Source organism: Tropheryma whipplei str. Twist, from assembly GCF_000007485.1.
GTDB lineage: Bacteria > Actinomycetota > Actinomycetes > Actinomycetales > Microbacteriaceae > Tropheryma > Tropheryma whipplei.
Genome location: NC_004572.3, coordinates 69,942 through 86,695 on the forward strand (window position 1 = coordinate 69,942; position 16,754 = coordinate 86,695).

General features: G+C 48.8%; 13 protein-coding genes. 10 read left to right on the plus strand and 3 right to left on the minus strand.

Features of this window, described 5'->3' with window-relative positions; translation table 11 throughout:
- Positions 1–61: 61 nt before the first annotated feature.
- Positions 62–286, minus strand: a complete 225-nt coding sequence (locus TWT_RS05185; RefSeq protein WP_011102319.1) for a PLD nuclease N-terminal domain-containing protein — start codon at positions 284–286, stop codon at positions 62–64.
- A gap of 60 nt (positions 287–346) precedes the next feature.
- Here TWT_RS05185 and TWT_RS00375 point away from each other — a divergent pair, with 60 nt between their 5' ends.
- The 6 genes from TWT_RS00375 (at position 347) to rpoC (ending at position 11,281) form a co-directional block, all read left to right on the plus strand.
- On the plus strand, positions 347–583 hold the full coding sequence (locus tag TWT_RS00375; RefSeq protein WP_148224232.1) for a hypothetical protein: 237 nt from the start codon (positions 347–349) through the stop codon (positions 581–583).
- Between the two features lie 35 nt (positions 584–618).
- Positions 619–2,202 (plus strand): 2-succinyl-5-enolpyruvyl-6-hydroxy-3-cyclohexene-1-carboxylic-acid synthase, encoded by a 1,584-nt coding sequence (gene menD / locus TWT_RS00380; protein ID WP_011102321.1) that lies wholly within the window; start codon positions 619–621, stop codon positions 2,200–2,202.
- Positions 2,203–2,211: 9 nt separating this feature from the next.
- On the plus strand, positions 2,212–2,757 hold the full coding sequence (locus tag TWT_RS00385) for a hypothetical protein (protein ID WP_011102322.1): 546 nt from the start codon (positions 2,212–2,214) through the stop codon (positions 2,755–2,757).
- Between the two features lie 20 nt (positions 2,758–2,777).
- Entirely contained in the window at positions 2,778–3,689 is a 912-nt protein-coding gene (menA, locus tag TWT_RS00390; protein ID WP_011096046.1) for a 1,4-dihydroxy-2-naphthoate octaprenyltransferase, read from the plus strand.
- 255 nt (positions 3,690–3,944) lie between these two features.
- A complete protein-coding gene (locus TWT_RS00395; protein WP_038105660.1) occupies positions 3,945–7,394 on the plus strand; it encodes a DNA-directed RNA polymerase subunit beta in 3,450 nt (1,149 codons plus the stop codon).
- Positions 7,395–7,420: 26 nt separating this feature from the next.
- A complete protein-coding gene (gene rpoC / locus TWT_RS00400; RefSeq protein WP_011102324.1) occupies positions 7,421–11,281 on the plus strand; it encodes a DNA-directed RNA polymerase subunit beta' in 3,861 nt (1,286 codons plus the stop codon).
- Between the two features lie 74 nt (positions 11,282–11,355).
- On the opposite strand, the gene TWT_RS05130 is transcribed toward rpoC, so the two are convergent.
- Together TWT_RS05130 and TWT_RS00405 are read right to left on the minus strand one after the other, a co-directional pair.
- Positions 11,356–11,490 carry a hypothetical protein gene (locus tag TWT_RS05130; protein WP_272940636.1) on the minus strand — a complete coding sequence of 45 codons (135 nt, stop codon included), beginning with the start codon at positions 11,488–11,490 and terminating at the stop codon, positions 11,356–11,358.
- Between the two features lie 29 nt (positions 11,491–11,519).
- Positions 11,520–12,881 carry an alpha/beta hydrolase gene (locus TWT_RS00405; RefSeq protein WP_011102325.1) on the minus strand — a complete coding sequence of 454 codons (1,362 nt, stop codon included), beginning with the start codon at positions 12,879–12,881 and terminating at the stop codon, positions 11,520–11,522.
- A 160-nt stretch (positions 12,882–13,041) separates the two neighbouring features.
- On the opposite strand from TWT_RS00405, the gene groES reads away from it, so the two are divergent.
- Genes groES through TWT_RS00425 form a run of 4 tightly spaced genes read left to right on the plus strand, consistent with a single transcriptional unit; the run spans position 13,042 to position 16,696 of the window.
- Positions 13,042–13,338, plus strand: a complete 297-nt coding sequence (gene groES, locus TWT_RS00410) for a co-chaperone GroES (protein ID WP_033800049.1) — start codon at positions 13,042–13,044, stop codon at positions 13,336–13,338.
- Between the two features lie 50 nt (positions 13,339–13,388).
- Entirely contained in the window at positions 13,389–14,864 is a 1,476-nt protein-coding gene (gene guaB, locus TWT_RS00415) for an IMP dehydrogenase (protein ID WP_011102327.1), read from the plus strand.
- A 4-nt stretch (positions 14,865–14,868) separates the two neighbouring features.
- Positions 14,869–15,990 carry a GuaB3 family IMP dehydrogenase-related protein gene (locus tag TWT_RS00420; protein WP_011096052.1) on the plus strand — a complete coding sequence of 374 codons (1,122 nt, stop codon included), beginning with the start codon at positions 14,869–14,871 and terminating at the stop codon, positions 15,988–15,990.
- Positions 15,983–16,696 carry an SURF1 family cytochrome oxidase biogenesis protein gene (locus TWT_RS00425; protein WP_155105114.1) on the plus strand — a complete coding sequence of 238 codons (714 nt, stop codon included), beginning with the start codon at positions 15,983–15,985 and terminating at the stop codon, positions 16,694–16,696. The genes TWT_RS00420 and TWT_RS00425 overlap by 8 nt, the downstream gene beginning before the upstream one ends.
- The last annotated feature ends 58 nt before the right edge of the window (positions 16,697–16,754 follow it).

A 16,754-nucleotide genomic window follows, 5' to 3' on the forward strand; every position in this document is an offset into this window, starting at 1 on the left:
TAGTTTTCTAGATGCTGCCTGTTTCTAGATACTTCCCGAATGACTTCTGCATCAGCCCTATTCAGGAACCGCCCTCGCCATGCTCTGGTTTTGAGAATACCTTACCCCAACCCCTCCCGATTGTCAGCCACAACAAAGCACCAACGAAGGGAACTAACAGCACTGTTACAAGCCAAAGTGATCTTGATAAAACCTGTATCTTTTCACGTTCCCGCAGCACACAGTCAACAAAGGCTAGCAAACTTATGCAAGCATCAGAAAGTATAATTAGGACCAGGAGACCCACGTGTTAAATGTTAGAACATCGAGCCATAAGTCGTCGCATATTCCTGTGAAGCTTTCAAAAATGAGGGTAATTTTCATTTTTCTCATTCTGCGTCTTGTGGTGTTTTTTGCCCCGCTCTTTGTGCTCCTGTATCTTGGGATGCATCCGTTGTACTCTTTAATTGTTGCCTCTGCTGTAGGCTTGACTTCAAGCTATTTGTTTCTGACAAGACTGCGTACTCGGGCTATAGGTGACTATCTTGACTTGCGAGCGGCACATTTGAAAAAGCTGCGCGATGAGCGTGGCACACAGCCTTGACGCTTGTAATCGATGCGAAACACCTTGATTAGCCTATGACATGTGCGTCTGGGATTGCTTTTTGCTTGCTAAATCTACTTGCCGAGCGCGGTGTGCGTGATATTGTTGTCGCTCCGGGAGCAAGATCCCAGGCACTCGCGCTTGCCGCGGTTGCTCTAGAGCGTGCAGGGCTGGTAAGGCTTACTGTCCGCATTGATGAAAGAGTTGCTGCTTTTACCGCCTTTGGAATGGCCAAGGCTCTTGATTCCCCTGCTGTTGTTATAACAACAAGTGGGAGTGCTGTGGCAAATTTGTACCCTGCTGTTGTTGAAGCCTCTCATTCATTTGTTCCGCTGATTGTTATAACGGCTGACCGCCCGCGGGAATTGCACGGTAAAAGGTCTAATCAAACAATGAATCAAGAGAAATTTTTTTCTCACTGGGTCAGATTTTTTTGCCATATTGAACAGGATGTACCCGGTGAAAGAGTTATAGATAGTGCCTTACAGGCAGCACTTGGTGTGTCGAGTTTACGAGGCGCAGGTCCTGGACCCGTGCATATAAATGTTGCCTTTGACAATCCACTTTCGTGCGCACATGCGGTGCAGCCCGGGGACAATAAAGGCAGTGCACTAAAGCACAAAAAAGTCCTTCGCAGCAAGAGAGAAACACTGGTCCTCAGAAAGGACGATCCACCGACGGTTATTATTGCCGGGACTGGCTCGGGCAGAAGGCCTGCGGATATAGCCTGCGCAACTGGCTGGCCTCTGGTTGCTGAGATAAGCAGTGGATCACGCTTTGGGCCGTTCCTGATAAAAAACTATCGTAATTGGCTCACTGAGAACAGCTTAGATATCAGACGTGCAATCGTTTTTGGCCACCCAACGCTCAGTAGCGAAATTCCCACTTTTTTAACGAAGAGAAGCATTGACACCATTGTGGTTGCACCTTTTGGGCGTGAGTTTTATAACCCGTCAGGAACTGCCCGACCCGTAGCCAATGTTCTTGTTGATGAGGACAGTTTTTCTGGAATCCCGCTTGGGGCAGCTAAGTTTGCCTCGGCATCAGCAGGCTGCATATCGCAGGATGTAATCTCCTCAGACAGACCGCGCGGACACCGTGTCACTCGACAACAACTTGTTAGCGAGATTTGGAATATAACCAAAGAAGACGAAATATTGTTTTTTGGATCATCACAACTCATAAGGGTCGCAGACTCTATCTTGCCCGGCAAGAGAGTTACCGTTTTTGCCAATCGTGGGTTGTCAGGGATAGACGGTAATCTGTCAACGGCAGCTGGTATCGCCATCGCCACAAATCGTACAACTCGAGTTCTCGTTGGTGACCTTACCGGTGTGCATGATATTGGCGCTCTGCTCATCCCCCTTATGGAGGCGAAATACAGGCTACAGATTGTCATTGGGAACGACTTCGGTGGCGGTATTTTTGACACCCTGGAAGTGCATGCAACGCCATCGGATTACAAGAGGGTTCTTTATGTTCCGTGTAGAGTCGATTTTAGGCTCGTATCTCATGCATTTGGTTGGAAGTACACGTTTTGTCCGGATCCGAACAGTTTGCGCAAAGCTCTGAAATCGCGGATTTTTCCGCATTTGCTTGAGGTCCATCTTGCTGTTTAAAATGCGGATATGAAAAGGGTTTATCTTCGTCGACGTATTATGCTATCGATGCTAATTGTTCTGCCTTTGATTGTTGCGGTCTTTTTTGCTACAAGATCTCCAGGGCATGAGAGGCCGGCGTTGCCCCAACCCACACCGATTAAAGTTGCCGACGATAGATGCACCGAAGAGCAGATCGCGGTTTTCGTAACATCCGATAGAGAGTCTTATACAAAAAATCGACTTCCAGCATTTAGGGCTTCAGTTCGCAATATAGGGATATCCCCGTGTCGCATCAATGTAGGTACTGCATCTCAGAGCTATCGTATTATTCGTGATGGCAAATTGATATGGGATAGTAAGATTTGCCTTGTTGACCCAACAAACGCCCTAGTGATGCTTTTACCAAAACAGACTCTGACATCACAAACTCTCACGTGGCACAGGGAAATCGCAAATATTTCTGATTGCGGAAAGGACTTTTCTGTTCGCCCAAAGGCAACTCCCGGTGAGTATACGGTGGAGTTCTCTATTGACGGTTTTAGTTCATCAAAGTATAACTTTGTTCTACAGTAGTTAAGTCGATTATAAGGATTGTGGCCTTGGAGAAACGCAGAAGAAAAAAGAAAAGAAGCTTGATACTGCCGTGGCTACTTGCTTCCCGCCCGGCCACCCTCATTGTTTCCCTGTCGGCAGTTTCGCTTGGGTGGGGTGCTGCACTTCTGACCGTCACCGGAAGAAAGGCTTCACTTTTATTAGTTGCTCTTGCGGCATTGACCGCTGTTTTACTCCAGATTGGTGCGAATTACATCAACGACTATGGGGATGGAATACGCGGCGCAGATTCCAATAGGTCGCACGCCTCGCGGCGCCTTACAGCCTCAGGCGCTAATCCGTTTTCGGTTCTGACGACTGGTCTTTCATTTTTGATTGCCGCTGCAGGCTCTGGACTGATTGCCGTTATCCTCACCCAGAGGTGGCAGCTCATCTTAGTCGGTGTGTTTTCGATTGCTGCTGCTTACCTGTACACTGCAGGACCTTTCCCGTACGCTTATTTCGGACTTGGGGAATTGTCTGTTTTTATTTTTTTCGGACCCGTAACAGTTATCGGGACTGTCTTTCTGTTGTCTGGAATTGTTACACTGTCATCTTTTCTGGTAGCTGTTGTTGCAGGTTCATGGTCTGCCGCCATTCTGCTTATGAATAATTTGCGTGATCACGAAAGTGATATGCAGAGCAATAAACGTACCTTCTCCGTTTTGTTTGGGGTCTTAATTGCCAGGATAGTTTGTATTGCTCTTATTGCTGTGCCCTACATTGTAGTCGCGATTCTGCTAATCGAGTTGCCTTTTATTGGCTATGTTTTTTTAACCCTTCTCCTCAGCGCGCCAATTGTGATAATTTTGGCCACTGCCGTGACTTCAAAAGAGTTTGCAATAGCTTTTAGGCTTGGGATCATTTGTCTGATTCCATTTGCAATATTTTTTACTTGGGGACTTGCTAGCTAGATGAATCTGGCACTGTAATTTTTGCATTCGAGCCTGTGTCCTTGGTAATGCCAATGTGGCGTTATAACTGCCCCAGTGTTATTCCTGTAAACGCGCGGGGTGCTGTAAAGTGTCGCAGCTTGCTATGCTGCCCTGGATTTGCTACAATCGTTCTCGCTGTCTCGCCACTTGCCTTCATATTGCGGTCGGCTCTGGCTTTGTCGGGGTTTTTCTCCCTCTTGCCCGCTTTGGGTGTCTTTGTTTGGGGTAGGTTTTTTGGCTTCTGCTAAGGGTAAAAGGGTTTGTGCGATAGGTCGCTCCTCTCTCGGTAAGATCTCTGATCCGCTTGAGGTTCCGAACCTTCTTGATTTGCAGCTCGATAGTTTTGACTGGCTCATAGGCGGCCCTAGGTGGCGCGTCGCCCTTGATGCTTACCGCAAAAATCCGTCAGGCGCCCCAATTGCCGAAAAGAGTGGGCTGGATGAGGTGTTTGATGAGATATCCCCCATAGAAGATTCGGCTGGCAATATGCAGCTTAATTTCTCCAAGCCGGTTCTGGAGGCCGAAGAGTTGAGCGTAAGGGAATGCCGTGTTCGAGGCAGGACCTATTCGGCGCCCCTGTATGTTGAGGCCGAGTTCATGAATCATGATACGGGCGAGATAAAGACTCAGACGGTTTTTATGGGCGATTTCCCGCTTATGACTGACAAGGGTACATTCGTCATAAACGGCACCGAGAGAGTTGTTGTCTCTCAGCTTGTTCGCAGCCCTGGTGTTTATTTTGAGCGCACGCCGGAAAAAAACAGTGAAAAGGATCTTTTTTCGGGCAGAATAATCCCCGCTCGCGGTGCTTGGCTAGAATTCGAAGTTGACAGGCATGACCAGCTTGGCGTTAGGGTTGACAGGAAGCGCAGGCAGCCGGTTATTTTCTTTCTGAGAGCAATTGGCATGACTGATGATGAGATCAGGGATGCATTTGGCGAGTTTGAATCAATAAGCGTCCAGCACGAAAAGAATATTGGGCTGTCCAGAGATGACGCGCTCCGGGAAATATACCGTCGCGTTCGTCCGGGGGAGCAGGCATCGGCTGAGGCTGGGCGTGCACTCTTAGAGAATTTTTACTTTACCAGCAGACGTTTTGACCTGGCAAGGGTTGGAAGGTACAAAGTAAATCGCAAACTCGGTGTTGATGTTGATCCAACTCGGATGGTTCTTACGAGGTCGGATATTATCGCAACAATTCGTTATCTCGCGGCCTTGCATCTCGGTTTCTCCGAGGTTGCGGTGCTAAACAGCAACAAGAGTGTACCAATTTCAACCGATGATATTGACCATCTTGGTAATAGGCGCATTAGACCGGTTGGTGAGTTGGTGCAAAACCAGCTCCGGGCTGGTCTGGCCAGAATGGAGCGGGTTGTGAGAGAGCGCATGACAACCCAGGATATAGAGGCGATTATCCCGCAGACACTCATAAATGTCATGCCAATTGTTGCAGCGCTGAAGGAGTTTTATGGCACCAGCCAGCTCTCGCAGTTTATGGATCAGAATAACCCCCTTGCCGGCCTTACGCACAAGAGGCGCTTGTCAGCTCTTGGCCCCGGTGGACTGTCCCGCGAACGTGCCGGTGTTGAGGTTCGAGACGTAAATCCCAGTCATTACGGCAGGATGTGTCCGATCGAAACCCCAGAAGGTCCAAATATTGGCCTTATAGGGTCTTTAGCGTGCTATTCCAGGGTGAACAGTTTCGGCTTTATAGAAACCCCATATAGACGTGTTGTCAACGGAAAAGTCACAGACGATATTGAGTATATGACAGCAACACAGGAAGATGAGCATGCGATTGCCCAGGCAAGCACTCCGCTGCGACCGGACAACTCGTTTGTTGATGAGCGTGTTCTGGTTCGCCGAAAAGGTGGAGAGGTCGAGGTTGTACCGGCCGATCAGGTTGATTATATGGATGTGTCTGGACGTCAGATGGTGTCTGTTGCAACTTCGCTTATACCCTTCCTTGAACATAATGACGCTAACCGTGCTCTCATGGGATCGAATATGCAGAGACAGGCTGTACCACTTCTGGTTACGGAGAGTCCCCTGGTCGGCACAGGTATGGAGCGGTATGTAGCGATCGATGCGGGTGATGTTTTAATTGCCGAGGATCCGGGCATTGTGGGGGATGTTTCCGCTGATGTTGTCACTGTCAAGCAGGATGACGGGAAACATCGCGACTACCATGTTGGTAAATTTGTTCGTTCAAATCAGGGCAACTGTTACAACCAGCGAGTTGTGGTCCGATCCGGAGATCGTGTAGAAAAAGGTACAGTTCTTGCAGATGGTCCATGTACTGACAAAGGTGAGCTTAGTCTTGGTAGAAATCTTCTGGTTGCTTTCATGCCCTGGGAGGGCTATAACTTTGAGGATGCGATAATTATCAGCCAGAATTTGGTCAAGGACGACACCCTTTCGTCAATCCACATAGAAGAACATGAGGTTAGCACCCGGGATACGAAGCTGGGCAGTGAAGAAATAACGCGAGACCTTCCGAATGTAAGCATGGATTACATAAAGGACTTGGACGAACGGGGTATTATCCGGATTGGCGCTGAGGTTGGCCCTGGGGACATTTTGGTTGGTAAGGTGACCCCAAAGGGCGAGACCGAACTCAGCGCGGAAGAGCGTTTGCTGAGGGCTATCTTTAACGAGAAGAGCATGGAGGTTCGCGACACAAGTTTGAAGGTCCCACACGGGCAGCAGGGGACCGTAATCGATGTTAAGTTGTTTGATGCGGTTGACGGTGAAGATAAGCTGGGTGCCGGCATAAATCAGCGGGTTGTTGTGTACATAGCGCATAAGCGCAAGATTACGGAGGGAGATAAGCTTGCTGGGCGCCATGGCAACAAGGGTGTTATTTCAAAGATCCTTCCGGTAGAGGATATGCCCTTCATGGCTGATGGGACCCCCGTTGATATAATCCTTAATCCGCTCGGCGTGCCCGCGCGTATGAACTTCGGGCAGGTTTTGGAAACCCATTTGGGGTGGATCTCTAAGCAAGGATGGAAAATAGAGGGTGATCCTGATTGGGCAAAAGATATTCGGGTGCGCGAGGCGCAGCCTGATAGTAGGGTTTCAAGTCCGGTTTTTGATGGAATTTCCGAAGGGGAGATAACCGGGCTTTTTTCTTCTGTATTTCCAAACCGTGATGGTGAGCGTGCTGTCGGTTCTGATGGTAAGGCTATTCTCTATGATGGCCGCACGGGGGAGCCCTTCCCGGAACCTATTTCCGTCGGTTACATGTATGTCCTAAAGTTGCACCATCTGGTAGACGACAAGATTCATGCTCGCTCAACAGGACCGTATTCGATGATAACCCAGCAACCGCTGGGCGGCAAGGCACAATTCGGTGGGCAGCGCTTCGGAGAGATGGAGGTGTGGGCGCTTGAGGCATATGGTGCAGCGCACGCACTCCAAGAGTTGCTAACAATAAAGTCTGATGACGTTGTTGGCCGGGTAAAGGTATACGATGCGATTGTCAAGGGTTATCCAATTCCTACCCCCGGTGTGCCTGAATCATTTAAGGTTATTGTCAAGGAAATGCAGTCTTTGTGCATAAATATTGAGGTTGTTTCTGACGGTGAGGATGATGTTTCCGCTGATGCTGAAACCCTACAGATAGAAGAAGGTCTGGATACGTCTCCCAAGGTAGAAGTTGGTTCGCTTGAAGAGGTCTAGTCGGGCATTCGCAAAAGAGGTTTGTTTTGTCTACATCTTTTAAAGAAATCCGGGTTAGTATGGCCACGACTGAAGATATTCGTCGTTGGTCATATGGCGTTGTAAAAAAGCCGGAGACTATAAACTACAGAACCCTAAAGCCCGAGAAAGATGGCTTGTTTGGCGAGCAGATTTTCGGTCCGACGCGGGATTGGGAGTGTGGATGCGGTAAGTACAAGCGCAGTCGATACAGAGGCGTTGTATGTGAACGCTGTGGGGTTGAAGTTACCCAGTCTTCCGTTAGACGCGAGCGTATGGGGCATATAGAGCTTGCGGCCCCTGTGACCCATATCTGGTATTTCAAAGGCGTTCCGAGTCGGTTGGGTTATTTGTTGGATATTGCGCCAAAAGACCTTGACAAGGTTATATACTTCGCTGCTTATATGGTTGTTTCTTTGGACGAGGAAGGTCGCAAGGAGGATCTGCAGGATCTGGAGAATGAGCTTCGCCTGGATATAAAGCAATTGCGTGATGCTTGTGATGCAAGTATCGCATCCGCTGTTTCTGAACTCGAGAGAACAATAACTGAGCTGCAGGATGCAAAGACCTCCGCTTCCCGTATTAACAAAGTCCGCAGTGAGGCGGAGAACAAGATGGCTAATATCCGCCGTGAATATGACGATAAAATCGAACACCTTGAGAGGGTTTGGGACAGTTTCAAAGCTCTCAAAGTTGGCGGCCTATATGCTGAGGATGATGTTTTTCGTGATGTGCAAGATCGCTATGGTGATTATTTTGATGCATGTATGGGCGCAGAGGCGATTAAGCGTCGCCTTGAAGACTTCGATCTACAGAAAACAGCTCAGGAACTTGGTGTTCAGATTGTTGAGTGTCGTGGCCAGCGTAAGGTGCGCGCCATAAAGCGTCTTAGGGTTGTCAATTCGTTTATTACCTCTAAGGCAAATCCAGCATGCATGGTCCTTGATGTAATACCTGTTATTCCCCCTGAACTGAGGCCTATGGTTCAGCTTGATGCTGGCCGATTTGCCGCATCTGATCTGAATGATCTTTATCGGCGGGTTATCAACCGTAACAACAGACTAAAGAGACTCTTGGATCTTGGTGCGCCGCGTATTATTGTCAACAATGAAAAGCGAATGCTGCAGGAGGCTGTTGATGCGCTTTTTGACAATGGCCGCCGTGGTAGACCAGTCAGTGGGACTAATAACAGGACTTTAAAATCCCTTTCTGACATGCTCAAAGGAAAATCCGGGCGATTTCGTCAGAATTTGCTTGGAAAGCGCGTTGATTATTCAGGTCGTTCGGTTATCGTTGTTGGTCCTACCCTTCAGCTCCATCAATGCGGGTTGCCCAAGCTTATGGCGCTGGAATTGTTTAAGCCCTTTATTGTCAAGCGGCTTTTAGATCTTGCCTTAGCTCCCAATATACGGTCTGCGAGACGGATGATTGAGCGTGGCGATCCGGCTGTATGGGATATGCTGGATGCTGTTATAAAGGCGAGGCCTGTTTTACTCAACAGGGCTCCGACCTTGCACAGGCTCGGTATCCAGGCTTTTGAACCTCAGCTCGTTGAAGGCAAAGCGATTCAGTTGCATCCGCTTGTGTGTGCTGCTTTTAATGCTGATTTTGATGGAGACCAAATGGCGGTGCACTTACCGCTCTCTCTTGAAGCCCAGGCCGAGGCGCGTGTTTTAATGCTCGCCTCGAATAATATCTTGAATCCTTCAGATGGTCGACCCGTAACCCTACCGAGTCATGACATGATCATTGGGTTGTATCATCTGACAACCGTGAAACCTTCTGCTAAGGGTGCTGGCCGCGCATTCTCTTCGGTCGCCGAGGCTATTATGGCAAAGGACCGGGGCGACCTGTCAATCAGTGCTCCTGTAAAGATTCTTTTTTCCAATATTGTATTAGACGGAAAAACGCTTGATTCGGCAGTTGTTGAAACAACTTTGGGTCGTGCTATTTTCAATGAAGCTCTGCCCGATGGGCACCCTTACATCAATGAATTAGTTGATAAGCAAGTAATTTCGTCGATTATTAATAACCTGGCCGAGGTCTATTCAAAGGTCGAGGTGGCGAACACTCTGGACAAAATAAAGAGTGTGGGATTTCATTGGGCGACCCGTTCTGGTGTTACTGTTGCAATTTCCGATGTCGTGTCACCGCCCGAAAAGCAGGAGATAATTTCTAAGTACGAGGCGCAGGCCAGGGGTGTTCAACAGGATTTTGAGATAGGCCTTCTAACTGACCTAGAAAGGCGACAGGCCCTGGTTTCCATTTGGTCTGAGGCAACAGATCGTGTCGCGGAAGCGATGCGTAAGTGTTTTCCGGACGATAATACGATCAATACTATGGTTACTTCAGGAGCTAGGGGCAACTGGCTTCAAGTACGCAACATTGCGGGTATGCGTGGCTTAGTTGCAAACCCAAAAGGTGAGACAATTCCGAGGCCTATTATTTCTTCTTATCGCGAGGGGCTTTCTGTTACCGAGTATTTCATTTCTACGCACGGTGCTCGTAAAGGTCTTGTTGACACTGCCCTAAAAACGGCCGATTCTGGTTATCTGACAAGACGCTTGGTTGACGTGGCTCAGGATGTTGTTGTTCGCGAGCGCGACTGCGGCTTTACACGGGGTGTTCGCATGCCAGTTACATTCCGCGGTGATGATGGTGAACTTCATAAGGTGGAGAATGCGGAACATTCGGTTTACGGCAGAACCCTTGCTGAGGATGTAAAAACTCCGGATGACAATCTTATTGCAAAGGCCGGAGAAGATATAAGTGGCATCATGATCGACAGTTTCATCGCTGCCGGTGTTGAGTCTGTTGAAGTCAGGTCTGTTCTGACATGTCGATCCAAAGTTGGGGTCTGCTCCGCCTGCTATGGTCGCTCTCTTGCAACGGGTGCTCGTGTCGATATAGGTGACGCGGTTGGAATTGTTGCCGCCCAGTCCATTGGTGAGCCTGGCACTCAGCTCACAATGCGTACATTCCACAGTGGTGGTTCGGCATCTGCTGTTGATATCACCCAGGGCCTTCCTAGGGTTCAGGAGCTTTTTGAAGCGAGAACACCCAGGGCTGCAGCTCCTATTGCCGAGGCAGATGGGACTGTGTCCATTGAAGATGGTGATAGAGCGCGCCGGCTTATTCTTAAGTCTGATAACAACGAAGAGTTTAGTTACACTGTTCTAAAGCGCGCGCAGCTCCGCGTTAAAGACGGCAGTCGCGTTTCACTCGGTGATCAATTGGTCGAGGGTTCATTGGATCCAAAGGAAGTTTTGCGAGTCAAGGGTATTCGTGCAGTTCAGGAGTACCTCGTAAATGGGGTTCAGCAGGTGTATCGCTCACAGGGTGTTCCTATTCACAATAAGCATATTGAGGTTATTGTGCGCCAGATGCTGCGCAAGGTTACCGTCGTTGATCACGGCGACACGTCTATGTTACCCGGTGAACTTATTGATCAGTCTCGATATCAGGAGCTAAATCGCGAGGCGCAAGCGGAGGGACGTAAAACCGCTTCAGCCCGTCAAGAGGTTACCGGCATTACCAAGGCCAGCTTGGCTACCGAGTCTTGGTTGTCCGCCGCCTCCTTCCAGGAGACTACTCGTGTTTTAACTCAGGCCGTTATTTCTGGAAGAAGAGATCCTCTGATTGGCTTAAAAGAGAATGTTATTATAGGAAACCTTATCCCGGCTGGCACTGGCTTGTCTGTCTATCGTGATGTTGAGCCGGAGCCTAGACCTGAGGCTATTTCCCGGATGTACCCGACTCGACGTCCAGAAATCGAAAACCTTTTGGAAGGTGACTCTGTTGATCCAGAGTTTGATTTTTCTTCTCTAACACAAGGCCTTGAATTGCCCGATGACTATCCCGTACAGTAATTCTATGATTTGACCACATACTAATTTATAGTGGCTAATGATTATAGTTGCCTTACCTCATTTTGACCGCAGTGCTAAGCATGCCTTGATCTTGTAACGAGAATTTCTGTAACGAGAATTTCTTTATCTAGAATGCTTGACCTAAAGTAGCCTGTAGTGCCGGTAAATACCCGTCTTAGAGCCCCCAAGTCGACAAGACCGAGAGGCATAACGCTCCTTTATTCACAGGTGAGCTTGTTCAAAGGTGAGCTCTGAGATATTTACTCGCGCGGGCAATCACTTCTGGGGTTATTTCATGCGTGAGCCCACTCAGGCATTCTTCGGTGAGTTCTGAAGACTTCTCCAATACGTATTTGGTTGACAGAACGCGATTCTCATCTATTACAGAGTCAGAGTCACCGCGTATCCAGAGGACTGGTTTTTTTGCGTAAGAAGTGGTTGACCCAACGGCAAAGCCACTCAAAACAACAGCCAAATCAAATAGTTCCGGATGTCTCAATAGCAACTCAATGCAAACAGCCCCGCCTTGACTAAAACCAAGAAGCCCAACCCTGGCTGGTTTGCCAAAAGTTTGCACCAAATCACAAAACCAATTAACAACAGAATTAACTGCATCACCTACATCAGTCGCATTCCTGTCAAACCACGCGTATCCCATTGCCTCTGGTATGGGTCCCTGCAGTGATATATAGGTCGTATTTTCAGGAAGATACTGTTCTGTCTGTTCATCCAGGCTCACTTGCGCCGCCGAGGGGCCAGTCCATCGAATAAGTTCACTCTCTGATGAGCCATATCCGTGCAGCAAAAGAACTACATTTTTACCAGTTAGGTCTTGCTCTTTCCATCTGCAACGAATCGCTGGAGTTATACGACCCACCCGATTCTCAAGATGCCGAAGGAGAAACGACGATATATCACGCACTTCTTCGTCGCAGATCTTGTGGGCAAGCTCTGGGTATATACGTATTTCAGGATTTGTTACGCTAAGAAGCCAGGCCTGGGTTGCCTCCCATACCTTGTATGGCAGTATCGTGTCTTCTTTTCCAAGACCCCAGAAAACCTCTGTTCTACGCCTTTCTGTCACAAGAGAATCGCCGTAGCGAACTCTTTTTTCAAGACCTCCGGCCAGAACACTGTCATCTCTCCTAGGCGGACCCCAGACAAATCCACTTATATTGACCGCAAAGTCAAATTTCTCGGGTGCCGCTCGCAAGAGCTCCATGCACATTGCCCCGCCTTGACTAAAACCAAGAAGCCCAATACCAGCTGGTTTTTTTGTATCCAGCCAGCTAAGAATCTGTTTCGCGCTCTGCGAAAGTGTTTTATATGAATTTTTATATGAATCAGATTCATCAAACAGAAACCAGGCAAATCCTTCGTCGGGGCTTTCACTGACGCTTGAGAGATCAATTGGCGCCCTCAGGGAGACGATACTGATTCCAGCCTGAATCTCTTGCGGCATAAAACTTTTGACCGTGTCGTACATAACCTGATTATTCCCACTGTATCCATGCATCGCTAATAGTAAGAAGCGGTTCTCATTCACATGACCGAGCACTCTGCATTCATCAATGGGGGCGCTTGCGTCAAAGTTATTCACACATACATTATGTCATTGTTTGCATGCTGTTATCCCCCTCGCGTATGCGGGGTGTTTTGCGTTTTAGCACTGCCTGTTACGCTTTGGTAGAATATTGTTCTCGCGGGGCTTTCTGCCTTCGATTGATTTGGAAGTCTTAGTACATGGAAGAGGTTCAGCTGTGTCATTTGCAATTAAACCACTCGGCGATCGTGTAGTTATCAGACCGGCCGATGCGGAGCAGGTTACAGCAAGCGGTTTGGTTATTCCCGATACCGCGCAGGAGCGCCCTCAGGAGGGTGAAGTTGTTGCCGTCGGTCCCGGTTCTCTTAACGACGATGGGAATCGTGTCCCGCTTGATGTTTCTGTCGGCGATCGCGTTATCTACGCGCGCTATGGTGGTACCGAGGTTAAACTGGGCGATGACGAGTACACGATCTTGGCTTCAAGGGATGTGCTCGCGGTTGTTCATCGGTAACCGACTCTTTTAGCCCGTTCCTCTTGCGTACCATTCGGTAGCGTGTTGTTGTGCACCTCCATAAGCTTTCCGGAGTTGGGCTCACGTATGACGATGTTATGCTCGTTCCTGGGCGCTCTGATGTTTTGCCCAGTCAGGTTAACTTCGGTAGTTTTCTCACCCGGCGTATAAGACTCTCGGCGCCGCTTGTGTCGGCTGCGATGGATACCGTTACAGAGTCTGGTATGGCTGTTGCGATGGCCCGTCTTGGTGGTGTTGGGGTTATCCATCGCAATATGTCGATTGCGGACCAGGCAGAGCACGTAACTCGTGTAAAGCTGAGTGAGTCGGGCATGATCACGAGGCCCGTTTCTGTTTCTCCCGATCTGACCTTGGAGGAAGTCGAGCAGCGCTGTTCGCGTTACAAGATATCCGGATTCCCTGTGGTCGATGAGGATAATACCCTGCTTGGGATAGTTACAAGCCGCGATATGTGGCCCTATAGGCACGAGCATCGCGCTTCTGTCCGTGTTTCAGAGGTGATGACGAGGTCTCCCCTAATTACCGCTTCGCCAAATATATCTTCAGAGGAAGCACGGGACTTGCTCTACAAGCACAGACTGGAGAAGCTGCCGCTTGTGGATGAGCATGGTCGACTCTTTGGTCTTATTACGGTAAAGGATTTTGTAAACCGCCAGCGTTATCCGTTTGCAACCAAGGACAAGAATGGATGCCTGATCGTTGGTGCAGCAATTGGCTTCTTTGGTGATGCATATGACAGAGCCCTTGCTTTGGCTGCTGCAGGTGTTGATTTCATTGTCGTTGATACGGCCAATGGTTATTCTGATGGAGCCCTGAAGATGATAAATCGCCTGAAAAACGATTCAACCTTTGCCGACATTGACATAATTGGTGGTAATGTCGCGACCGGTGATGGTGCGAAGGCACTGATTGACTCTGGCGCTGATGCTGTTAAGGTTGGGATTGGCCCGGGTTCGATTTGTACCACCCGGGTTATAGCAGGTGTTGGGGTTCCGCAGATAACGGCTATATACGAGTGCGCGCAAACATCATCGGTTCCAATAATTGCGGATGGTGGACTGCATTATTCTGGCGATATCGCAAAAGCCCTGGTTGCCGGGGCCAAGTCCGTTATGTTGGGCGGACTTCTCGCCGGTTGTGATGAAAGCCCGGGGGAGTTAATATCCCGTGGTGGGAAGCAGTACAAGATCTACAGAGGAATGGGTTCTGCAGGCGCCATGCAGGCCAGGGCATCCTACTCTCGTGATAGATATTTTCAGCATGATCTGGATTCGCACCCCATTGCCGAGGGTGTTGAAGGGCAAGTGCCACATACCGGTTCTGTCAGCACGGTTTTTTACCAATTACTGGGAGGGCTCAGGCAGTCTATGTTTTATGTCGGCTGCAGGGATATCAATGAACTGCAGGATAAAGGTCGGTTTGTAAGAATCACCTCAGCTGGACTAAAAGAGTCACATCCGCATGATATTGAAATGATTGTCGAAACCCCAAACTACAGAACGTAGACTTATGGAAGTCGGTTTTTCCAGAAATGCCAGAAGAGCTTTTTCGCTCGATGAAGTTGCTGTTGTTCCGAGCAGGCGTACCCGTCACTCTAGTGAGGTATCAATCGAGTGGAAGATGGATGCTTTCTCTTTTGACACACCGATTATTTCTTCTCCAGCGGACTCTGTTGTCTCACCAAGCACGATTGTTGAACTGTCCGAATTTGGCTGTCTTGGTATTTTGGATCTCGAAGGTGTTTGGACACGTTACGAGAATCCAGAACCTGTCCTGCGCGAGATTTCTGCACTGCCGGAGGAAAAAGCGTGTCTTGGCCTTCAGAAAATATACTCGGAGCCAATTAAACGGCACCTACTGGAAAGGCGCTTGCAGGAGCTTCGCGATGCAGGGGTGATTGTTGCAGGTTGCCTTTCTCCGCAAACCACAAATGCGCTTTACAAGAGTGTAATCTCAGCGGGCGTAGATATTTTTGTCATTCGTGGGGGCACTGTATCCGCTGAACATGTTTCAAAGAGTGACAATGTTCTAAACCTGAAGAGGTTTATATACGAGCTAGATGTTCCAGTTATGGTGGGCGGTGTTGCAACCTATACTGCGGCCTTGCACATGATGCGCACCGGCGCGGCCGGGGTTTTGGTCGGTTTTGGCGGATGCGCAGGATCAACGAACCATGCTTCACTTGGAATAAAGGTGCCTATGGCAACTGCAATAGCAGATGTTGCAGCGGCAAGAAAAGATTATTTGGATGAATCTGGAGGGCGATATGTTCAAGTAATTGCCGACGGGAGCATGAACACCAGCGGTATGGCTGTGAATGCATTAGCTCTCGGTGCTGATGCGGTAATGATGGGAACTCCACTTGTACGCTCGACAACCTCTCCGGGATTCGGGTACCACTGGGGTAGAGAGGCCCATCACATGACTTTACCGAGGGGTCGACGCGCCTACATAGGGCAAACTGCCTCTTTGCAGGAGATTATCCAGGGCCCGGGACATTCCCCAGATGGAACGGTAAATTTTGCAGGAGCAATTCGACGAGCGGTTGCACTGGCTGGCTTTCAAGATCTGAAGAATTTTCAGCGGGTCGAGATGGTTGTTATACAGGACCAACGACGGTGTTGTGCCTAGGACATATTTCAAGGTCTCCAGTCTATTACTCCTGGCGCCATTTCTTTTGGTTTCATTTTGTTTTGTTTACCTTGGGTTTTGGCAACTTTCGCGCTCATATTCGCCTCAAGATGATCCGGGAACAGGTATAGTCACAGATTTTTCGGTACATACACATATCTTGCACGGACAGCGGATTGCCTTAGAGGGTCAACTTATCCCAGAAGATACTCTTATTGTGTCCGATAGATATGAAAAGGGTGAGTCAACCTGGTGGCTTGTTGCAAGGTACAATACCCCAAATGGAGCTTTACCGACGGTGTTGGGGTATGGAGACCGTAATGCTGTGGCCACCGCATGTTCACACTTGAAGCAGACCAAGGTTGTCGCTTCGCAGAAGATATCGGGTCGTTTTTATTACGATGAACCACCCGACTCTTTGAAGCTGCCTGAATCAGGCACGTTAAACAGGATGTCTTCTGCGGCCATGATAAATATGTGGCGCAAATTTTCTGATCCAAGAGTTTTTTCTGGTTTTATTGTTCTGGACGACCCGCCTGGGTTAGGCTTGGGGAGAGTGTCGATTCTGCCCGGGCAGCCCGCTCGAATAAATTGGCTGAATATTTTTTATGCTGTAGAGTGGTTCCTGTTTGCCGGGTTTTGCCTGTATGTGTGGTTTTATTTAGTCAGGACCCCTGAGATTGAGAGTTGCGCAAAAAGAGACTGAGGCCTATTGGCTTTCGTTGGGCTCTAGCCTCTTTTGGCTTTGTTATGTTTATATAGGG

Excerpts from the sequence above, each read along its gene's own strand:
- TWT_RS00375 (WP_148224232.1), top strand. The coding sequence starts at position 347 with ATGAGGGTAATTTTCATTTTTCTCATTCTGCGTCTTGTGGTGTTTTTT.
- menD (WP_011102321.1), top strand. The coding sequence starts at position 619 with ATGACATGTGCGTCTGGGATTGCTTTTTGCTTGCTAAATCTACTTGCC.
- TWT_RS00385 (WP_011102322.1), top strand. The coding sequence starts at position 2,212 with ATGAAAAGGGTTTATCTTCGTCGACGTATTATGCTATCGATGCTAATT.
- TWT_RS05130 (WP_272940636.1), bottom strand. The coding sequence starts at position 11,490 with ATGCCTCTCGGTCTTGTCGACTTGGGGGCTCTAAGACGGGTATTTACC.
- TWT_RS00420 (WP_011096052.1), top strand. The coding sequence starts at position 14,869 with ATGGAAGTCGGTTTTTCCAGAAATGCCAGAAGAGCTTTTTCGCTCGAT.